Annotated in this window: 15 protein-coding genes; 5 read left to right on the forward strand and 10 right to left on the reverse strand. The window is 42.0% G+C overall.

Going from position 1 to position 15,416, the window contains the following annotated elements; translation table 11 throughout:
• The first annotated feature begins 98 nt into the window (after positions 1–98).
• Both nagE and BPOF4_RS10205 read left to right on the forward strand, forming a co-directional pair.
• Positions 99–1,481 carry an N-acetylglucosamine-specific PTS transporter subunit IIBC gene (gene nagE, locus BPOF4_RS10200; protein ID WP_012959077.1) on the forward strand — a complete coding sequence of 461 codons (1,383 nt, stop codon included), beginning with the start codon at positions 99–101 and terminating at the stop codon, positions 1,479–1,481.
• 335 nt (positions 1,482–1,816) lie between these two features.
• The gene (locus BPOF4_RS10205) at positions 1,817–2,314 is read left to right on the forward strand and encodes a GNAT family N-acetyltransferase (RefSeq protein WP_012959078.1); all 498 of its coding nucleotides are present in this window, start codon (positions 1,817–1,819) and stop codon (positions 2,312–2,314) included.
• 261 nt (positions 2,315–2,575) lie between these two features.
• Here BPOF4_RS10205 and BPOF4_RS10210 read toward each other — a convergent pair whose 3' ends face one another.
• From BPOF4_RS10210 to BPOF4_RS10240, 7 genes are all read right to left on the reverse strand, one after another.
• Complete coding sequence (locus BPOF4_RS10210) at positions 2,576–4,396, reverse strand: UbiD family decarboxylase (protein WP_012959079.1); 1,821 nt, start codon at positions 4,394–4,396, stop codon at positions 2,576–2,578.
• An 83-nt stretch (positions 4,397–4,479) separates the two neighbouring features.
• Positions 4,480–5,439, reverse strand: coding sequence for an SDR family NAD(P)-dependent oxidoreductase (locus BPOF4_RS10215; protein ID WP_012959080.1), 960 nt, complete (start codon positions 5,437–5,439; stop codon positions 4,480–4,482).
• Positions 5,440–5,474: 35 nt separating this feature from the next.
• Entirely contained in the window at positions 5,475–5,771 is a 297-nt protein-coding gene (locus BPOF4_RS10220; protein WP_012959081.1) for a hypothetical protein, read from the reverse strand.
• 346 nt (positions 5,772–6,117) lie between these two features.
• A complete protein-coding gene (locus BPOF4_RS10225) occupies positions 6,118–6,423 on the reverse strand; it encodes a hypothetical protein (RefSeq protein WP_041822433.1) in 306 nt (101 codons plus the stop codon).
• A 117-nt stretch (positions 6,424–6,540) separates the two neighbouring features.
• A complete protein-coding gene (gene purT / locus BPOF4_RS10230) occupies positions 6,541–7,740 on the reverse strand; it encodes a formate-dependent phosphoribosylglycinamide formyltransferase (protein ID WP_012959083.1) in 1,200 nt (399 codons plus the stop codon).
• 158 nt (positions 7,741–7,898) lie between these two features.
• On the reverse strand, positions 7,899–9,335 hold the full coding sequence (gene panF, locus BPOF4_RS10235; RefSeq protein WP_012959084.1) for a sodium/pantothenate symporter: 1,437 nt from the start codon (positions 9,333–9,335) through the stop codon (positions 7,899–7,901).
• Complete coding sequence (locus BPOF4_RS10240; RefSeq protein WP_012959085.1) at positions 9,332–9,640, reverse strand: YhdT family protein; 309 nt, start codon at positions 9,638–9,640, stop codon at positions 9,332–9,334. Before BPOF4_RS10240 ends, panF begins: the two co-directional genes overlap by 4 nt.
• A gap of 179 nt (positions 9,641–9,819) precedes the next feature.
• Between BPOF4_RS10240 and BPOF4_RS10245 the strand changes: the two genes are divergently transcribed.
• Complete coding sequence (locus BPOF4_RS10245; protein WP_238446459.1) at positions 9,820–10,557, forward strand: VanW family protein; 738 nt, start codon at positions 9,820–9,822, stop codon at positions 10,555–10,557.
• Positions 10,558–10,664: 107 nt separating this feature from the next.
• Here the strand turns inward: BPOF4_RS10245 and BPOF4_RS10250 are convergent, their stop codons facing one another.
• Positions 10,665–11,753 carry a hypothetical protein gene (locus tag BPOF4_RS10250; protein ID WP_012959087.1) on the reverse strand — a complete coding sequence of 363 codons (1,089 nt, stop codon included), beginning with the start codon at positions 11,751–11,753 and terminating at the stop codon, positions 10,665–10,667.
• Between the two features lie 144 nt (positions 11,754–11,897).
• Positions 11,898–13,187: a glycoside hydrolase family 18 protein gene (locus BPOF4_RS10255; protein WP_012959088.1), complete on the reverse strand. Its 1,290-nt coding sequence runs from the start codon at positions 13,185–13,187 to the stop codon at positions 11,898–11,900.
• Between the two features lie 179 nt (positions 13,188–13,366).
• Here BPOF4_RS10255 and BPOF4_RS21220 point away from each other — a divergent pair, with 179 nt between their 5' ends.
• On the forward strand, positions 13,367–13,882 hold the full coding sequence (locus tag BPOF4_RS21220) for a hypothetical protein (RefSeq protein WP_012959089.1): 516 nt from the start codon (positions 13,367–13,369) through the stop codon (positions 13,880–13,882).
• 122 nt (positions 13,883–14,004) lie between these two features.
• Entirely contained in the window at positions 14,005–14,409 is a 405-nt protein-coding gene (locus BPOF4_RS10265) for a secondary thiamine-phosphate synthase enzyme YjbQ (RefSeq protein WP_012959090.1), read from the forward strand.
• A gap of 170 nt (positions 14,410–14,579) precedes the next feature.
• On the opposite strand, the gene ku is transcribed toward BPOF4_RS10265, so the two are convergent.
• Positions 14,580–15,410: a non-homologous end joining protein Ku gene (gene ku / locus BPOF4_RS10270; protein WP_012959091.1), complete on the reverse strand. Its 831-nt coding sequence runs from the start codon at positions 15,408–15,410 to the stop codon at positions 14,580–14,582.
• Positions 15,411–15,416: the final 6 nt, after the last annotated feature.

The following is a 15,416-nucleotide window of genomic DNA, read 5'->3' on the forward strand; positions in this document are numbered from 1 at the left end:
GTCTCAAAATAAAATAATAGGTATAGACATCTATACTTTTCTAATGCTACACTAATTTCATCTTTACTACCCTATTATTCGATAAGGAGATGAGGTACATGCTTGCGTTTTTACAAAAGATTGGTAAATCATTAATGCTGCCAATTGCTGTTTTACCCGCAGCTGCACTGTTGCTCAGGCTTGGGCAAGAGGACTTATTAAACATTCCATTTATGGCCGGAGCTGGAGCTGCTATTTTTGACAACCTGGCGTTGATCTTTGCGATGGGTGTGGCAATTGGATTTGCTCACGATAACAATGGATCAGCTGCTCTTGCAGGGGCGATCGGATATTTTGTCTTAGTGAATGGAACACAGGCAATTAACGACAACATTGAGATGGCTATTTTAGGAGGAATTATCTCAGGGATTATTGCTGGACTTTTATACAACCGCTTTCATAACATCCAGCTCCCGCAATGGCTCGGATTTTTCTCCGGCCGGAGGTTTGTCCCGATTGTTACTGCTGCGACAATGGTTATATTAGCTGGTATTTTCGGTGTCGTTTGGCCGCCGATTCAAGAAATGATTAACGGCCTTGGGCAATGGATCATCGATGCAGGTGCACTAGGTGCCGGAGTATATGGTTTCTTAAATCGTTTGCTTATTCCAATCGGACTGCATCATGTGTTAAACAGTTTAGTATGGTTTGTATTTGGAGAGTTTAACGGAGCAACAGGTGACTTGAATCGTTTCTTTGCAGGTGATCCTAGTGCCGGAATCTTTATGACTGGTTTCTTCCCTGTCATGATGTTCGGTCTTCCTGCAGCGTGTCTGGCGATTATTTTAACGGCTAAAAAAGAGAAGAAAAAGCAAGTGACAGGAATGTTCATTGGTCTTGCGCTTACTTCATTCTTAACAGGAATTACAGAGCCGATTGAATTCTCGTTCATGTTCTTATCTCCATTACTTTATGTGATTCACGCACTCTTAACAGGGGCTGCGATGTCGATCACCTACTTACTTGAAATACGGCATGGGTTTGGATTCTCAGCAGGCTTTCTAGATTATGCGTTGAACTTCTCCATAGCACAAAGGCCTCTCTTATTGTTAGGAGTCGGACTTGTGTACGGGGTCATCTATTTTGTCATCTTCTATGTATTAATCCGCGTATTAAACTTAAAAACACCGGGCCGTGAAGATGATGATGAGATCGTTGAAGAAGCAAGTGCCGAGCATGCAGCTGGCGACAAGTATCACACGATGGCTGTTCAATTCATTGATGCATTAGGCGGCAAAGAAAACATCACTTCCATTGATAACTGCGCGACACGCTTGCGTCTTGAGATTGCTGATTCTAGTTTGATTGATGAGAGTACCCTTAAGAAAAGTGGCGCCCGCGGGGTAATGAAAATGAGTAAATCAAGCATTCAAGTCATTGTTGGCACGGATGTTGAGTTTGTCAGTGATAAGATGAAACAGATGTTGAAAGATCGTTCATAGTACGAGAGAAAGAGCATGATGAGGATCATGCTCTTTTTTATGTTTCGTAAAGAGGTAACCGTATTTGTCCCTTTGTCACCGTTTATGCGTCGGTTGAGGATGTTAATGCGCGGGTCCCACCGGTTATAGCATTGCTTCAAGGCTTAATTGCGTCAGTTTACTCTAATTGCGCTGGTTCAGCGGGGATATGTGCCGGTGGAGAGCACAATTGTATTCACTTAATCGATTATAGCGCCACTTCATATGTGAGCTGATTAAAAGATACACTACCTTATTTATTTCGTCCTCTTTAATCTATTGTTATACTGAGTAGTAATAGATTGGAGGGCTCTGACATGGATATTCGATTACTAGATGCTGCGAATGCTTATGATTACAAATGCTTACGCCTACGAGCACTCAAACATCATCCGGAAGCGTTTAGTTCGAGTTATGAAGAAGAAAAGAAATGGTCGCTGAAGAAAACAGAAAAACGCCTTACACTCGATCATTTTATAACTTTTGGCGCGTACGTGGACGAACAACTCGTTGGAATGGTCACTTTACTCAAAGAGGAAAAACAAAAAATCATGCATCGGGGAACCATCGTTGCCATGTATGTCGCACCAGAGCAACGAAAGTCTGGCATAGGTAAGGCTTTAGTGAAGCAAGCGATTCTAACAGCAAAAAATGAATGTGAGATGGAACGAATCTATTTGACAGTGACCTCAACAAATCTCCCAGCAAAACGATTATATGAATCACTCGGGTTCACCCCATACGGTGTTGATCAACATGCTTTGAAAATTGATGACTGTTATTATGATGAGGATTTAATGGTTTTAGCTTTATAGTAAATAGCTGCTGCTATAGCCCGGCAGCATGTATTGTCTCTTTTGAAGCTGTATATTTGTTAGTTGGTGAGAGGATTGCGCGGGTTCATCCGGTTATTGTGTGGCTTCACTCACTAATTGCGTCAGTCTGCTCTATTTGTGCCGGTTCAGCAGCTATATGCGTCGATGTTAATCGGCATTACCCACATTCACGTTATAATTGCACCTCTTCACATTAACAAACAAGGAGCTGCCCCAAAAAGGGACAGCTCCTTCCTCTATCTATTTACTTAAATTCCCTAACACTGCACCTTTTTCAAAAAAGCGCTGAATCTTCTTCTCCACTGTCGCATCGGGAATAAGCGGCGGTGCGTGATGCGGTTTAATTCTTGCATCAATGATTAGATTGTCACAGCCCCAATGCTTGTGCTCTATCGAACTGTTTACTCCGTGCATATCATGAGATGGATTGCTGCGAGTAAATGTTGCCCATAAAAAATTGCTGAGAGAGGCGCTCATGAACTCACTGTCATCACACACAATAAATAGCGGACAACCTGAGAGGTCCCCTTTTTGCTTTAATGCAGCGGTCAGTTCGTTCATTTCCTGCTCGACCTTCGTATAGTCTTCAAACTTAGACGCTTGAAGAGCAACAACTCCCGGCATTACGAAGCGCGCGTTCATAAAGCCCTCAAGCTCGCTTGGAAGACTAGAAGCAAGGTCTCTTTTCTTATCTCCGCAAGCGGCAAACACAACTTTACTTCCTGTATTTAAGCCCGTTCCAGAATAATCGAGTGTATCAATCGTCGTATTCGTCTGGAAATGGATATCCCGGCGCAAATCCATCCGTTCTAGTATATACGATAGGAATTCTACTTCTTTATGAGTCGATAACGGCTTGTCCTCTTCTGCTGCGATAAACAGGTATTTAGCAAGACTAAGCTGACCCGTGCCGAGTACTCGATTGGCAATCGTCAAAAGCTCTGCCGGCTGCTTTACTTTTTGGTAAGGCGTATACCGTTCACTTCCGATTGCAAATAACAGCGGGTGAACGCCAGCAGCATCAACCGCATGTACTTCTTTAACCCCAGGAATCTCCTGCTTCACGGCATCTCCAGTCAGCTCATGGATTAAATCACCGAATGCTGTGTCCTCTTGTGGCGGACGTCCCACAACCGTAAACGGCCAAATGGCATTGTCCCTTGCATACACTTTATGCACAAGCATCAGCGGAAATTCATGGGTTAAGCTGTAGTAACCGAGATGGTCACCGAATGGTCCTTCAGGCTTTGTCTCTCCAGGATGAATTTCTCCGGTGATCACAAAATCAGCATCATGACTAATACAGTAGCCGTCTTCATAGCTGTAACGGAAGCGTCGTCCAGCAAGCATTCCAGCAAACGTCATCTCACTTAAGCCCTCAGGCAGCGGCATAACAGCAGATAAGGTATGAGATGGATGTCCACCGATAAAGATACTCACTTTTAACGGCTTGCCTTGTTTCACCGCTTTCGCTTGATGAACACCGATTCCGCGGTGGATTTGGTAATGAAGTCCAATTTCTTTATTTAGCTCATATTCATTACCGCTTAACTGGACACGGTACATGCCGAGATTAGCATTCATTATCCCTGGCTTTTCAGGGTCCTCTGAGTACACTTGCGGCAAAGTCACAAAGGCCCCGCCGTCATCCGGCCAATGATGAATCAGAGGAAGATCTGAAATCTTCACTTCTTTAAATGTGCTTGGTAGTGAAGATTTTTTTTGCGGAAGTGCTTTCGTTGCTGCAAGCCCTGAACCGACATGTTTAAATGGGCTTTTTAGTGCGCTCATGGGATCATTTCTAAGCCCAATGATTTCCTGTGTTTTTTCCCATGTCTTTCTAAAAATAAATTTACTGCGCTCAACTGTGCCAAATAAATTCGACACGGCTGGAAATTTTGAGCCTTTCACATCTTCAAACAAAATAGCAGGTCCATTTTCATTAAATACTTTCAAGTGAATGGCTGCCATTTCTAAATGAGGGTCAACCTCTTCTTTTATACGAATTAACTGCCCATTTTTTTCTAAGTCAACAATACATTCTTCAAGGTTTTGGTACATGATCTAAACTCCTATGTCTATGTCGTCATCACCCTCTATTATACCTCTTCACAGCTATTGTGTCTTGTGTGAGCTAGGAAGGTTCAAAGAGTTGAAACATCTTGTTGATAGGGAGTCATGATCGATTCACAGAACTCAATCAGCTTTTTTCTAACTTCTTGATTATCTGCATAATACGGATAATACTGAGATCCGGTTAGCTGCTTAACCTGCTTAAAGACAGATGGCTCCTCATCTGCACGCACCATCAGTTCAAGCTTATCGTTCATTAGTGACCCTGTTACATCCTTAAAGCGTGATGATGTACAAATATCCACATAGCATTTCGCCATTTTTTCAGGAGGCGGGAAGAATACATTTTGAGCTCTAGCTGCAAGCCTCCACTTAAGCGTGAATTTATCCAGGGTCTCTCGTGACATTCGTGCCCCGTTGATCTGCAATGCGTTTACTCTGATGCCCTCCTCTTTATACTTTTCAGCTAAATAGAAGGTTAACATCACTAGAGCCATTTTTGATTCACAGTATTGTTTATACACACTAAATGGCTCACTAGCACTCCACTCACCCTTTAAGTGCTCAAAATGAATGTGCTTTTTCGGATCAAAGAAGTGCTTAACGATATTGCTCGATGCATTTAAAATGACAGGCTTTTCTCCACGCTTTAAAACATCTCTCAATATTTCACTCATGTAAAACGGGCCGACCACATTCGTGGCAAATGTCAATTCTATATTATCGGAATTTAAACGATGCGGGGAACCATGATTAATATAAGCCGCATTATGTATCAAGATATCAAGTTTATTAAAACGTGCTTTATACTCTTTGCAAAATACTTTTATTGAGTTAAATGAGGACATATCCACCTGCATGAGGTGTATATGCCGGTTGTTTGTCGTTTGAATGATTTCCTCTTGTATCTGTTTACTTCTTTCCATATCTCTACAAGCCATTACGACCTCACAGCCAAGCTCTGCAAATTTATAAGCAGCAACTCGGCCAATACCTGAATTTGATCCCGTTATTACAACGACTTTGCTCATTTATACTCCCCCTTTTACTAGCATGCAGAAATCGTTTAGTCACCAACCCTCTTCAGCCACGCTCTGACCTTAGCTTTTGGATAATAGACTGTATTATTAATTATTAAATGAGGAATTTGGGGATGTTCTTTTATTAAATGTTTTGCATCCTCTTTTGAAATCCCCATAAAATAATGAATCTCGTTTTCTTTTATTAATCCATACTCTTCATCTTCCGTTAGTGAATCAAAAAAATTTGGCGAGTTTGGATTTTTGAAGTTTTTTAACCCCTCACCAATAAAATAACCAGCTGCTGCAATCCCCGCTCCAATAAAGATAAAATCCCAAACCATATGTACCTTCCTCCTAATCTCAATCTTATAACTTATTACACACAACTAAAGTTTAGCATATGATTTAGGCGTAATTTCTAAAGAAAAGATAAAGAGTGCAGTCTGCTTTTGTTTCCTTTCAAGCCGTATATGCGTCCTTTGAATGATTTAATGCGCCCTTTCACCTCTTAATCGAATCTTTTAAAGAGGGATTTGCGTCAATCCACACGTATTGCGTCAATCTAAATACTATATGTGCGGGTGTGAATGGTAATTGTATGCTTTCACGAAATCATTGCGCCCCTTTACTTTCCCTGCTGTAAATACTAAAAAACCCTTAACACTAAGTGTTAAGGGCATCACCATCTCAACTAAACAACGGCACCACATTCGTATAACGGTTAAATTCTCTTACTTCCTCCGGGTCTTTCATCAGCTTGACAGCATCTTGATAGCTATTCATTTTCTTTAGCATATCAATAAAGATCTCATTTGCTGCAGCTTGTTCCTGAAGAGATGCGAGCAATGTGGCATTAGCTAAGAGCCATTCGAATGTTTTGGTTTCATAGTTTTGTTTCATATTCCAAAATAGATAGAGATAGGTCACTTCTGAAACTTCTTCTTCATTCCTCAGAAGGTCCTCACATAATGAAATCGCTTGTTCTTTATCCATACCGATCATCCTTTATTATTCGCTCCCCTCATTATAGGTGAGATGTTAAGTGACATCTATGGATGAATAAAGGGAGTAGATTCAATGTTTTCCAGCTTACAAACAATGAAAAGATTACTAGTTAATCGGTTGGACTTCCTTCTCATAAATAATGCCAATTTTCTCTGCAGCCTTCTTTGATTTTTCACATGCCGCGTCCACTGTATCAGCCGTGCTTAAGCTGACAGCAAGACGTCTTCCTTTGAGGGCATTCGGTTTTCCAAAGATCCGTAATTGTGTGTTAGGAACCCTTAGAGCGTCTTCCATACCTGTCATTTGATACGTGTTACTTGCTTCTGTTGCTTTAATCGCATGGCTTGCGCCGTTTGAATGCAGTTCGATTTCAGTGATAGGCAGCCCTAAAATCGCACGAACATGAAGAGCAAATTCAGATAAATTCTGCGTGACTAATGTAACAAGGCCTGTATCATGAGGACGCGGTGACACTTCACTGAAGTATACTTTATCCTTTGTTAAGAATAATTCAACGCCAAACAATCCATATCCGCCTAGTTCATCAGTAATCTTTTTAGCAATTTGCTGTGATTCCTCGATTTGAGCAGCTGACATTTGGTGCGGCTGCCATGATTGTATGTAATCTCCACCCTTTTGCACATGGCCGATTGGTGCGCAATAAGAAGTCCCTGATACAGAGCGGACTGTTAACAAGGTAATTTCTGAATCAAAGTGAATGAATTCCTCAACAATGACTCGTGTGCTCTTCCCGCGGCCGCCTTCAATCGCTTCATTCCACGAGGATTCAACATCTTCAAATGTTTTGCAAAGCGTTTGTCCTTTTCCCGAAGAACTCATAAGCGGCTTAATCACGCATGGTGTACCAATTTCAGCAACCGCTTCTTTTAATTCTTCAAGAGAGTCAGCAAACGCATAATTCGCTGTTGGCAGACCTAGTTCTTCTCTTGCCAAACGTCTGATTCCTTCACGATCCATAGTAAGCTTCGTCGCTCTTGCAGTAGGAACCACGTTAAAGCCTTCTCCTTCAAGTTCAACCAATGCATCTGTTGCAATGGCCTCTACTTCTGGAACAATGAGATCTGGCTTTTCTAATTCAATCACTTTGCGCAGTTCCTCTGCATCAAGCATATTTACCACATGACATCTGTGAGCAACCTGCATCGCTGGTGCCCCCGCATAACGGTCAACAGCAATCGTTTCCACTCCGAGTCTTTGAGCCTCAATGATCATTTCTTTTCCTAATTCACCTGATCCTAATAGCAGCATTTTTTTGGCATTCACTGTATTTGGCACACCATACATATGTAACGACCCCTTTATCAAATGATTGGTTTTAACTAATGATAACGCGAATCAGATGATATAATCAAGGTATTTTACACCATTTACGAACGTTTATATATATTAGTTCATAAATAATTCGCTTTTATAACTTGCTAGATAAATGAAAAAGCTGCCCTCTACAGGACAGCTTCATTTGCAGGCTTTGTTAGTAAACTGACGACCACAAAGAAAATAAAGGATAATACGATTGGGAACACCACGGTATGCAAACCGAGTAAATTCGGCGCAAAGGTATGAATAAGAATATAGGATGCCACTCCAACAATCATCGAAGCGAGAGCACCGTGTTTGTTCCCTCTTTGCCAATACAGTCCCATAATAACAGGCCATATAAAGGCCGCTTCAAGTCCTCCGAATGCAAATAAATTTAACCAAATAAGCAAATCAGGCGGGCTTAACGCAAGCATAAACACTAAAATACCAAGAGCCGAGGTTGTTCCTATGGTAATTTTCTTTACCTCTTTATCAGCTGCATCGGGCTTAATGTAATTTAAATAGACATCCTTAACAACAGTGGAGCTGACTAAAAGAAGCAGGGAATCCACCGTTGACATGATCGCTGCCATTGGTGCTGCGAGTACGATGCCGGCAAGCCATGGCGGCAGCACCTCTAATGTAATAAGCGGCATGACACTGTCAGCCACTTCAATGCCTGGAAGAATCGGACGTGCAAATACACCGATCAAATGCATTCCGAGCATAATAAAACCGACAACAATTGTTCCAGTAATCAAGGCGCGGTGCATCGCCTTGGCATTTTTATAAGACATCGCACGAACGGTTACTTGCGGCAGAGCGACAACTCCTACTCCGACTAAAATCCAAAAAGATGAGACATAAGCAGGCGTCAATCCACCGTCATGCCCAAACGGGGTAACCAAATTCGGATTTTCAGCGACGAGCTCCTGCATAATGTTCGTAATCCCGCCCCCTGCAATAATCGTCCCAATTAATATGATCAATGTACCAAATACCATGACCACACCTTGAATCGTATCCGTTAAAGCAACAGCTCTAAAGCCCCCGATAATAACGTAAAATAGGACCGCAACGGCAAAAATAAATAAAGCCGACGTATAACTTAACCCAGTTAGCGACTCAATTAATCGCGCACCGCCAACCCACTGGGCAGTCATCGCTGAAAATAGAAAGATAATAATGCTGAAGGCAGAAAACAGCACGACCCACTTGCTTTGATACCTCTGCTTTAAAAAGTCAACAAGCGTAATCGCTTTGTATTTTCTAGCATAGATCGCAAACTTTTTCCCAAGCACCATTAAGACAAAATAACCTGTCGCCACTTGCGCCATTGCAAGTAGTACCCAGCCTAATCCTTGGGTATAAGCGATGCCAGGCCCGCCGATAAAGCTGCTAGCACTGCCGTATGTAGCAATCATGGTCATCGCTAATATAAAGCCGCCAAGCTCCCGGCTCCCTAGGAAATATTCTTGTAAAAAGGAGTCAGACCGCTTTAAAAACTTCGAAGACCAAAAACCAACGACAAAAATTGAAGCTAAAAAAATAATCAGTGGAATGATGACGGGCCAGTTCATTTAGACTCCCCCTCCTCATCCTCAAACGGAACCTCTTTGAAGAATCCCTTTACAGCAATAATGACGAGAACAACCATAACGAGAAATCCAACTACACAGCTGTAGAAAAACCATGCAGGCAGTCCGAATATATATGTATATTCACTCACTGGCTTAGAGCCAAGTCCATATGCAAAGCCGTACCACCATGCGAAGTTTATGATGACTAAAATGAGTCCAATCAGCGCCTCACGATGAGCAATTTTAAATCGTGGATCTTTTGGATCAATGTCCGGCTTATTTTTTTGCTCAAACGAACCTTTCATCGCTAAATCTCCTTTCTTTGTTTGTTCGTATTCTGCATCAGTCCATTATACAACGGAACACCCCGGCACTGGCGATTTTTTTCGAATGAAAATCTAGAGCCAGACTCATACTAGTTTGAGGGGTGATTACCATTAAAATGTCAAGTGCACTACTATCCATCATACTATTATTTTCTTTTATGCCGAGTGAAGAAACTCTAACGTTAACCCATGACGGTGAAACACTGATTACCATTCATCGCACTGAATTTGCAGATGGCATTCTTGGCAGAGCTGCTGTAGATGAGGATAAATACGCTGAGCTTGAGGATACCATTGCCACTCAGGTGTACATGGATCCTGTAAATGCCAAGCTTGATGAATTTGGCCAGATTATCCCTGAAGAAACTGGGATAACCTTAGACCGCAGAGCGTTTAGAGAGTTATTTTTTGAGTATTTTTACGGAAGCGAACGGGTCTCAACTGACGTGCCGACCTTTACTCTATTTGCAAAAGTAGATAAAGAACTGTTAAAAGAGATCCGCGCTGTTCAGATGGGTGCCTATGTTACCTATTTCAATTCACACAACAAGGAACGAGCCCATAATATTACCCTCGCAGCTGAAGCGATTAATAATTATGTTGTCTTTCCAAATGAACGCTTTTCCTTTAATAAAGCGGTGGGCAAGAGGACACCTGAGCGAGGTTACCTTCCAGCACCAGTCATTGTGCGCGGTGAATTAACGGAAGGAATCGGCGGCGGCATTTGTCAGGTTTCATCGACCTTGTTTAATGCCGTAGATAAAGCTGGCATGAACATCATTGAGCGTTATACGCATTCAAAACGTGTGACGTACGTGCCGCCAGGAAGAGATGCAACAGTCAGCTGGTATGGCCCTGACGTGCGCCTAATAAACTCCCGCCTGAAGTTGATGTAGATGAATAGAAAGGGAATTGTAAACGAAGCTGCCTCCAACACGAGACAGTTTCGTTTTTTTACTAATTGAGTGAATATCACACTACATTATCAAAAAGAACCGCAATGTTAATTGATTGCGGTTCTAATCATTCTCCATTCACTTAGAGGAGATTCTCTTTGTAAGCGGAATGTGGTTGTGAGTTCTCTTTCCTTTTTCCCTCTCTCAGACAACCTGTACGTAAATGGTATTTCCCGGTACAGAAGGTTATCTAAGCTAGGTGTGTGCTCTTTTGTGATTCGCATAATCTCTATCTGTTTTAATTCTTCCGTTCGGATGTCGGTTTTAGGTATATGAATTAATTTGGCCAAGTCTGAATCATTATGGTTGTATGCTGTTGCTAATAAATGTACGATGTTTTCAGGCGTTTGCTGCTTTACAAAAGGAACAACTAACCCTGCAGCCTTGTGTATCATTACTTGATGAGACAAGTCCAAATTCTTCGTTTTATGGGTTACACTCCCTGCAAAATGAATACAAAAATGACCTGGAAATCCATTTGCAAGGGCCCCGCCCCCATGCGGCATGCCATGCATAGAAGCAGCGATTTCACGGCCGTCATGTTGGATAAGAATCGCTCGACGCGCCCAGCTCCATTTTCCGCCATATATCTCTTTCATGATTTTTGTGTCTTCTAGTGTTAAAGGCTGCACATCCGCATGATTCGCTCCTGCTCTGCGTTGTCCTCGAAAGCTTAGTCCTGTTTCAAGGTCTAAAATCGTAAAACTCGTGTACCTTGGGATGAGCTTATCCACTTCTTCCCATTCCATCAATTCACCAAAATGCTTTTCTTCTAGCCCGTTAAAGAACGTCCTTAGCTTCTTCCATATCTCCTCTTTTTCAAATTGATATTTGGTCATAGTTGAGGGGTCATATAAATACCCTCTTTCATCAATTGAAAAAGCTTGTACACGATACCCTTGATCAACTAAAATCGAGCGGGTAGAGAAAGGGATTTCTTGGACCTTTTGAATGGGTCTTATGTTTTGCAGTGCTCGATTGACAAGAGAAGACCGAATCTCAAGCTCTGTTTGATGAACAGCATCACTCGATGACTTGACCACAAGCATGATTGGCGCAGCTTCCTCTTTTGCTAAGGCAGAATGGGGCATCATAATGGCCATGAATAGTAGTACACTTACTAAAAGTCGTGTCATTTTTTTCCCATCCTTTATTGAAGTTTAACCTGCTATTTAAGTTTAACTTGCATTCTTTAACTATTTGCAAAATAGCACCCCATCAATCAGGGTGTTATTGGAAATCAAAAAACCTCTAAACCAGAGGGCTTAGAGGTAAAATACTTACACTCGTTTATTAATCATAAAATTGTCTTCAAGCAAGAGCCAGTTTTGTGGAAAATCCCAGCCAAGCACCCAGTAAAATAAACCACGCAGCCCAAATTCTTTGACAAGATCGAATTTAGCCTGAATGCTTCTTGCATCATCAAACCACACTTCATGCTGGCGGCCCTCTTCATCAACATACCTGAAATAGGGAGATTGAGCGGTTTGGTCATATTCAATGGCTGCATTGTATGTGGCAGCAAGCCTGATCGCTTCTTGATGATCAATGGCTCTCGCACGTGATTGACCTGCGACAAATGGCAGAGTCCAATCATAGCCGTACAACGGAATGCCCATCATAATTTTATCATTAGGCATCTGAGAGGCGGCAAACTCAATCACTCGCCTTACCTGGTCAATTGGCGCAACAGCTCTAGGAGGTCCTCCTGTCCAACCCCATTCATAGGTCATTAAAAAGACAAAATCAGCGACCTCGCCATGCGTCCGGTAATCATGCCCTTCATATAAGACCCCTTCCATCCCCTCTTCCACTTGAGGTGCAAGCGCGCTCGATAAGTAAAATCCTTTTTCATCCAATCTTTCTTTTGCTTTCCTCATAAGATTGTTATAGGCTTCTCGATTTTCTGATCCTAAATATTCCAAATCAAAATCAAGCCCTAAGTAGCCTTTTTCCTCCATAATTGCGATCGCTTCGTCGAGCAGCCGGTCCTGCAGCTGTTCATCTTGCAAAATAGCTGTAGCAAGCTCTGTGCTGAAGCCACCATCTTCAATATTTGTAATGACCATAAGCGGAATCGCATTCTGACTGTATGCAGTATTTATAATCGCTTGATCATCAATCGGACGAAGCGTTCCATCGTAGTTCATTTCGTAACTAAATACCATCACAAATGTTAAATAGCGGGCCTTATCCCCTACAACATTTGCCGAATCTTCCCCTGTAATATTTAAATCAATATAACCACCCACATCAATCGCAGGCTTTTGACGGTATTCGGTCGGAATATACAACCTCTTCCACACATGCACGTCGCGTGTAGAATGAATTTGATTAACTTGAGTTATCAGCTCTGGCGGAATGTGATACCGTTGACTCACTTCCCAAATATTCTCACCAGGCTGCAGCCAGTGAAATCTCCCGACTGATGGAATGACCAACGCTTGCCCTACAACAAGCTGGTCGGCGTTTTCTAGCTGGTTTGCATCTACAATCATCTGATAAGGGATCTCATATTGTCTAGCGATTGACCAGACCGAATCTCCCGGTACCACCACATGAATTTGCAAATTCCCGCCCCCCTCTTATCTTATCTTTTCTGTGCCGTACTTTGCTCCTCTAAAAACGGTATTCATAAAATGAAATATAATGCCTGGACACTTTAAATATCTCTTGCAATTTTTTGTGTCATTTGACTAGGTCATGAATAGGCTAACGATGAGAGCAAAACAAGGAGGCTGAATTAACTATGTTACACATGAACAGAAACGCAATGAGAGATCACCATATGCAAAACGGTATGAATGGACAGATGATGCCGGGTATGATGAATGGTACTGGCCAGATGCAGATGCCAGGTATGAATGGGCAAATGCCGCCTGAAATGATGAATGGCAACGGACAGATGCAGATGCCAGGCATGAATGGACAAATGCCGCCTGAGATGATGAATGGAAATGGACAGATGGATCAACCTTCTCAAGAAGAAATGTATAATTTCTGTACTCAATTCATGCAGCATTTAGTACAATTTGGTACAAATGATGGAAGTATGTACGATGGAATCATTGAGGATGTCAATCAAGAAGGGGTTACGATGCTGATGCCTGCTGGTGATGATGATTATGATAACAACATGAACAACAATCAGCGTCAATATCCTTATGGCTATTATGGCCGTTACCCTAGAAGATTCCGCAGATTTAGACGTCAATTTTTCCCTTTCTTCTTATTAAGCAGTTTATTCTTCCCTTACTTTTATTAATAGAGAAAGCCGCAGCCTCGTGCAGCGGCTTTTTTCTATTCATGTTTCTGTCTTCTATAGTAAGGGTACGATATGAATGATACGTTAATGATACGTTAAAGGAAAAGAAAGGAAGGGTAGCAATGGAGAAAACCTTACATATCGATACGAACAGCCGAGATCAGATGATTGATATCACCTCGCAAATTGAACATTGGTTAAAAGATGTTGGAGCAGCAGATGGGATTGTGATCGCTTCTTCACTGCACACAACAGCAGGAATTACGGTTAATGAGAATGCGGATCCTGATGTGAAAACAGATTTCCTAAGAAGACTAGATGAAGTATATCCGTGGGAGCAGGAACTTGATCGTCATGCAGAAGGCAATACGGCCGCTCACTTAAAGACAAGCACTGTCGGCCACGCGCAAACCCTTATTATCTCAAATGGACAGCTTGTTCTTGGCACATGGCAAGGTGTGTATTTCTGTGAATTTGACGGCCCGAGAAAAAACCGGAAAATACATCTAAAGGTTATTTCCTCCTAAGAAAAGAGAGCTGCATTTTCGCAGCTCTCTTTCGGTGTTGGAAGCGACGCAATAATGAGGTGTACGAATACAAATATCTATAACACCTGCGCAATCAGCGCTCACATTGACACATAAATCGTCTGAATCTATACAATTGTTCCTAAGCCCCTGCCTCGGCAGCTTCATCCTTATGCGTTTTTCTTAGCTTTAGCCGTTGTCCGCTTCTTTGCAGCAGGCTTTTTCTTTTTCGTCTTATCAATCGATGCTTGCAGCGCAGACATTAAGTCAGTGACATTCGATTCTTTCGGCTTTTTATCTGTTGCTGTAACGGTCTTCTTGCCCGTTTTCTTCTCTTCTATAAGATCCATCAATGCGGTTCTGTACTCATCGTGGTATTTTTCAGGGTCAAACGTGGTCGTCAGCTGTTCAACTAACAACAAGGCCGTGTCTAATTCCTTCTTCACAATCTTCTGCCCCTCAGGCAAGTTTGGTACATCTTCTATTTTTCGGACCTCATCGGGAAAATGAATGGTCTCCATGATTAAGCCTTCTTTATAGACCCGAACAACAGCTAACTGCTCTTTTGAACGAATGATAATTTTTGCGATGCCGATTTTTCCTGATTCATTCAGCGCTTCTTTAAGTAGACTGTACGCTTTCGCACCTCCAGCATCAGGTGCCATGAAATAACTCTTTTCAAAGTAAATCGGATCAATTTCCTCTAACTTCACAAAGTCAATAATTTCTACCGCTTTTTCTTCTTGTTCTTTCTTTAATTGCTCAAGATCCTCTGCGTCAAGAACGACAAATTTATTTTTAGCGTATTCATAGGCTTTGACGATATCTTCTTGAGCCACTTCTTCCTCGCAATCAGGACATCTTTTTTGGTAAGTGATCGGTGTGTGACACTTTTTATGGAGCTGTCTTAATTTGATATCTTTATTTTCAGTTGCTGTATGCAGTTTCACTGGTATATTTACAAGTCCAAAACTAATGCTGCCCTTCCATACTGTATGCATTTTCTC

This window comes from Alkalihalophilus pseudofirmus OF4 (assembly GCF_000005825.2).
Classification (GTDB): Bacteria; Bacillota; Bacilli; order Bacillales; family Bacillaceae_D; genus Alkalihalophilus; species Alkalihalophilus pseudofirmus.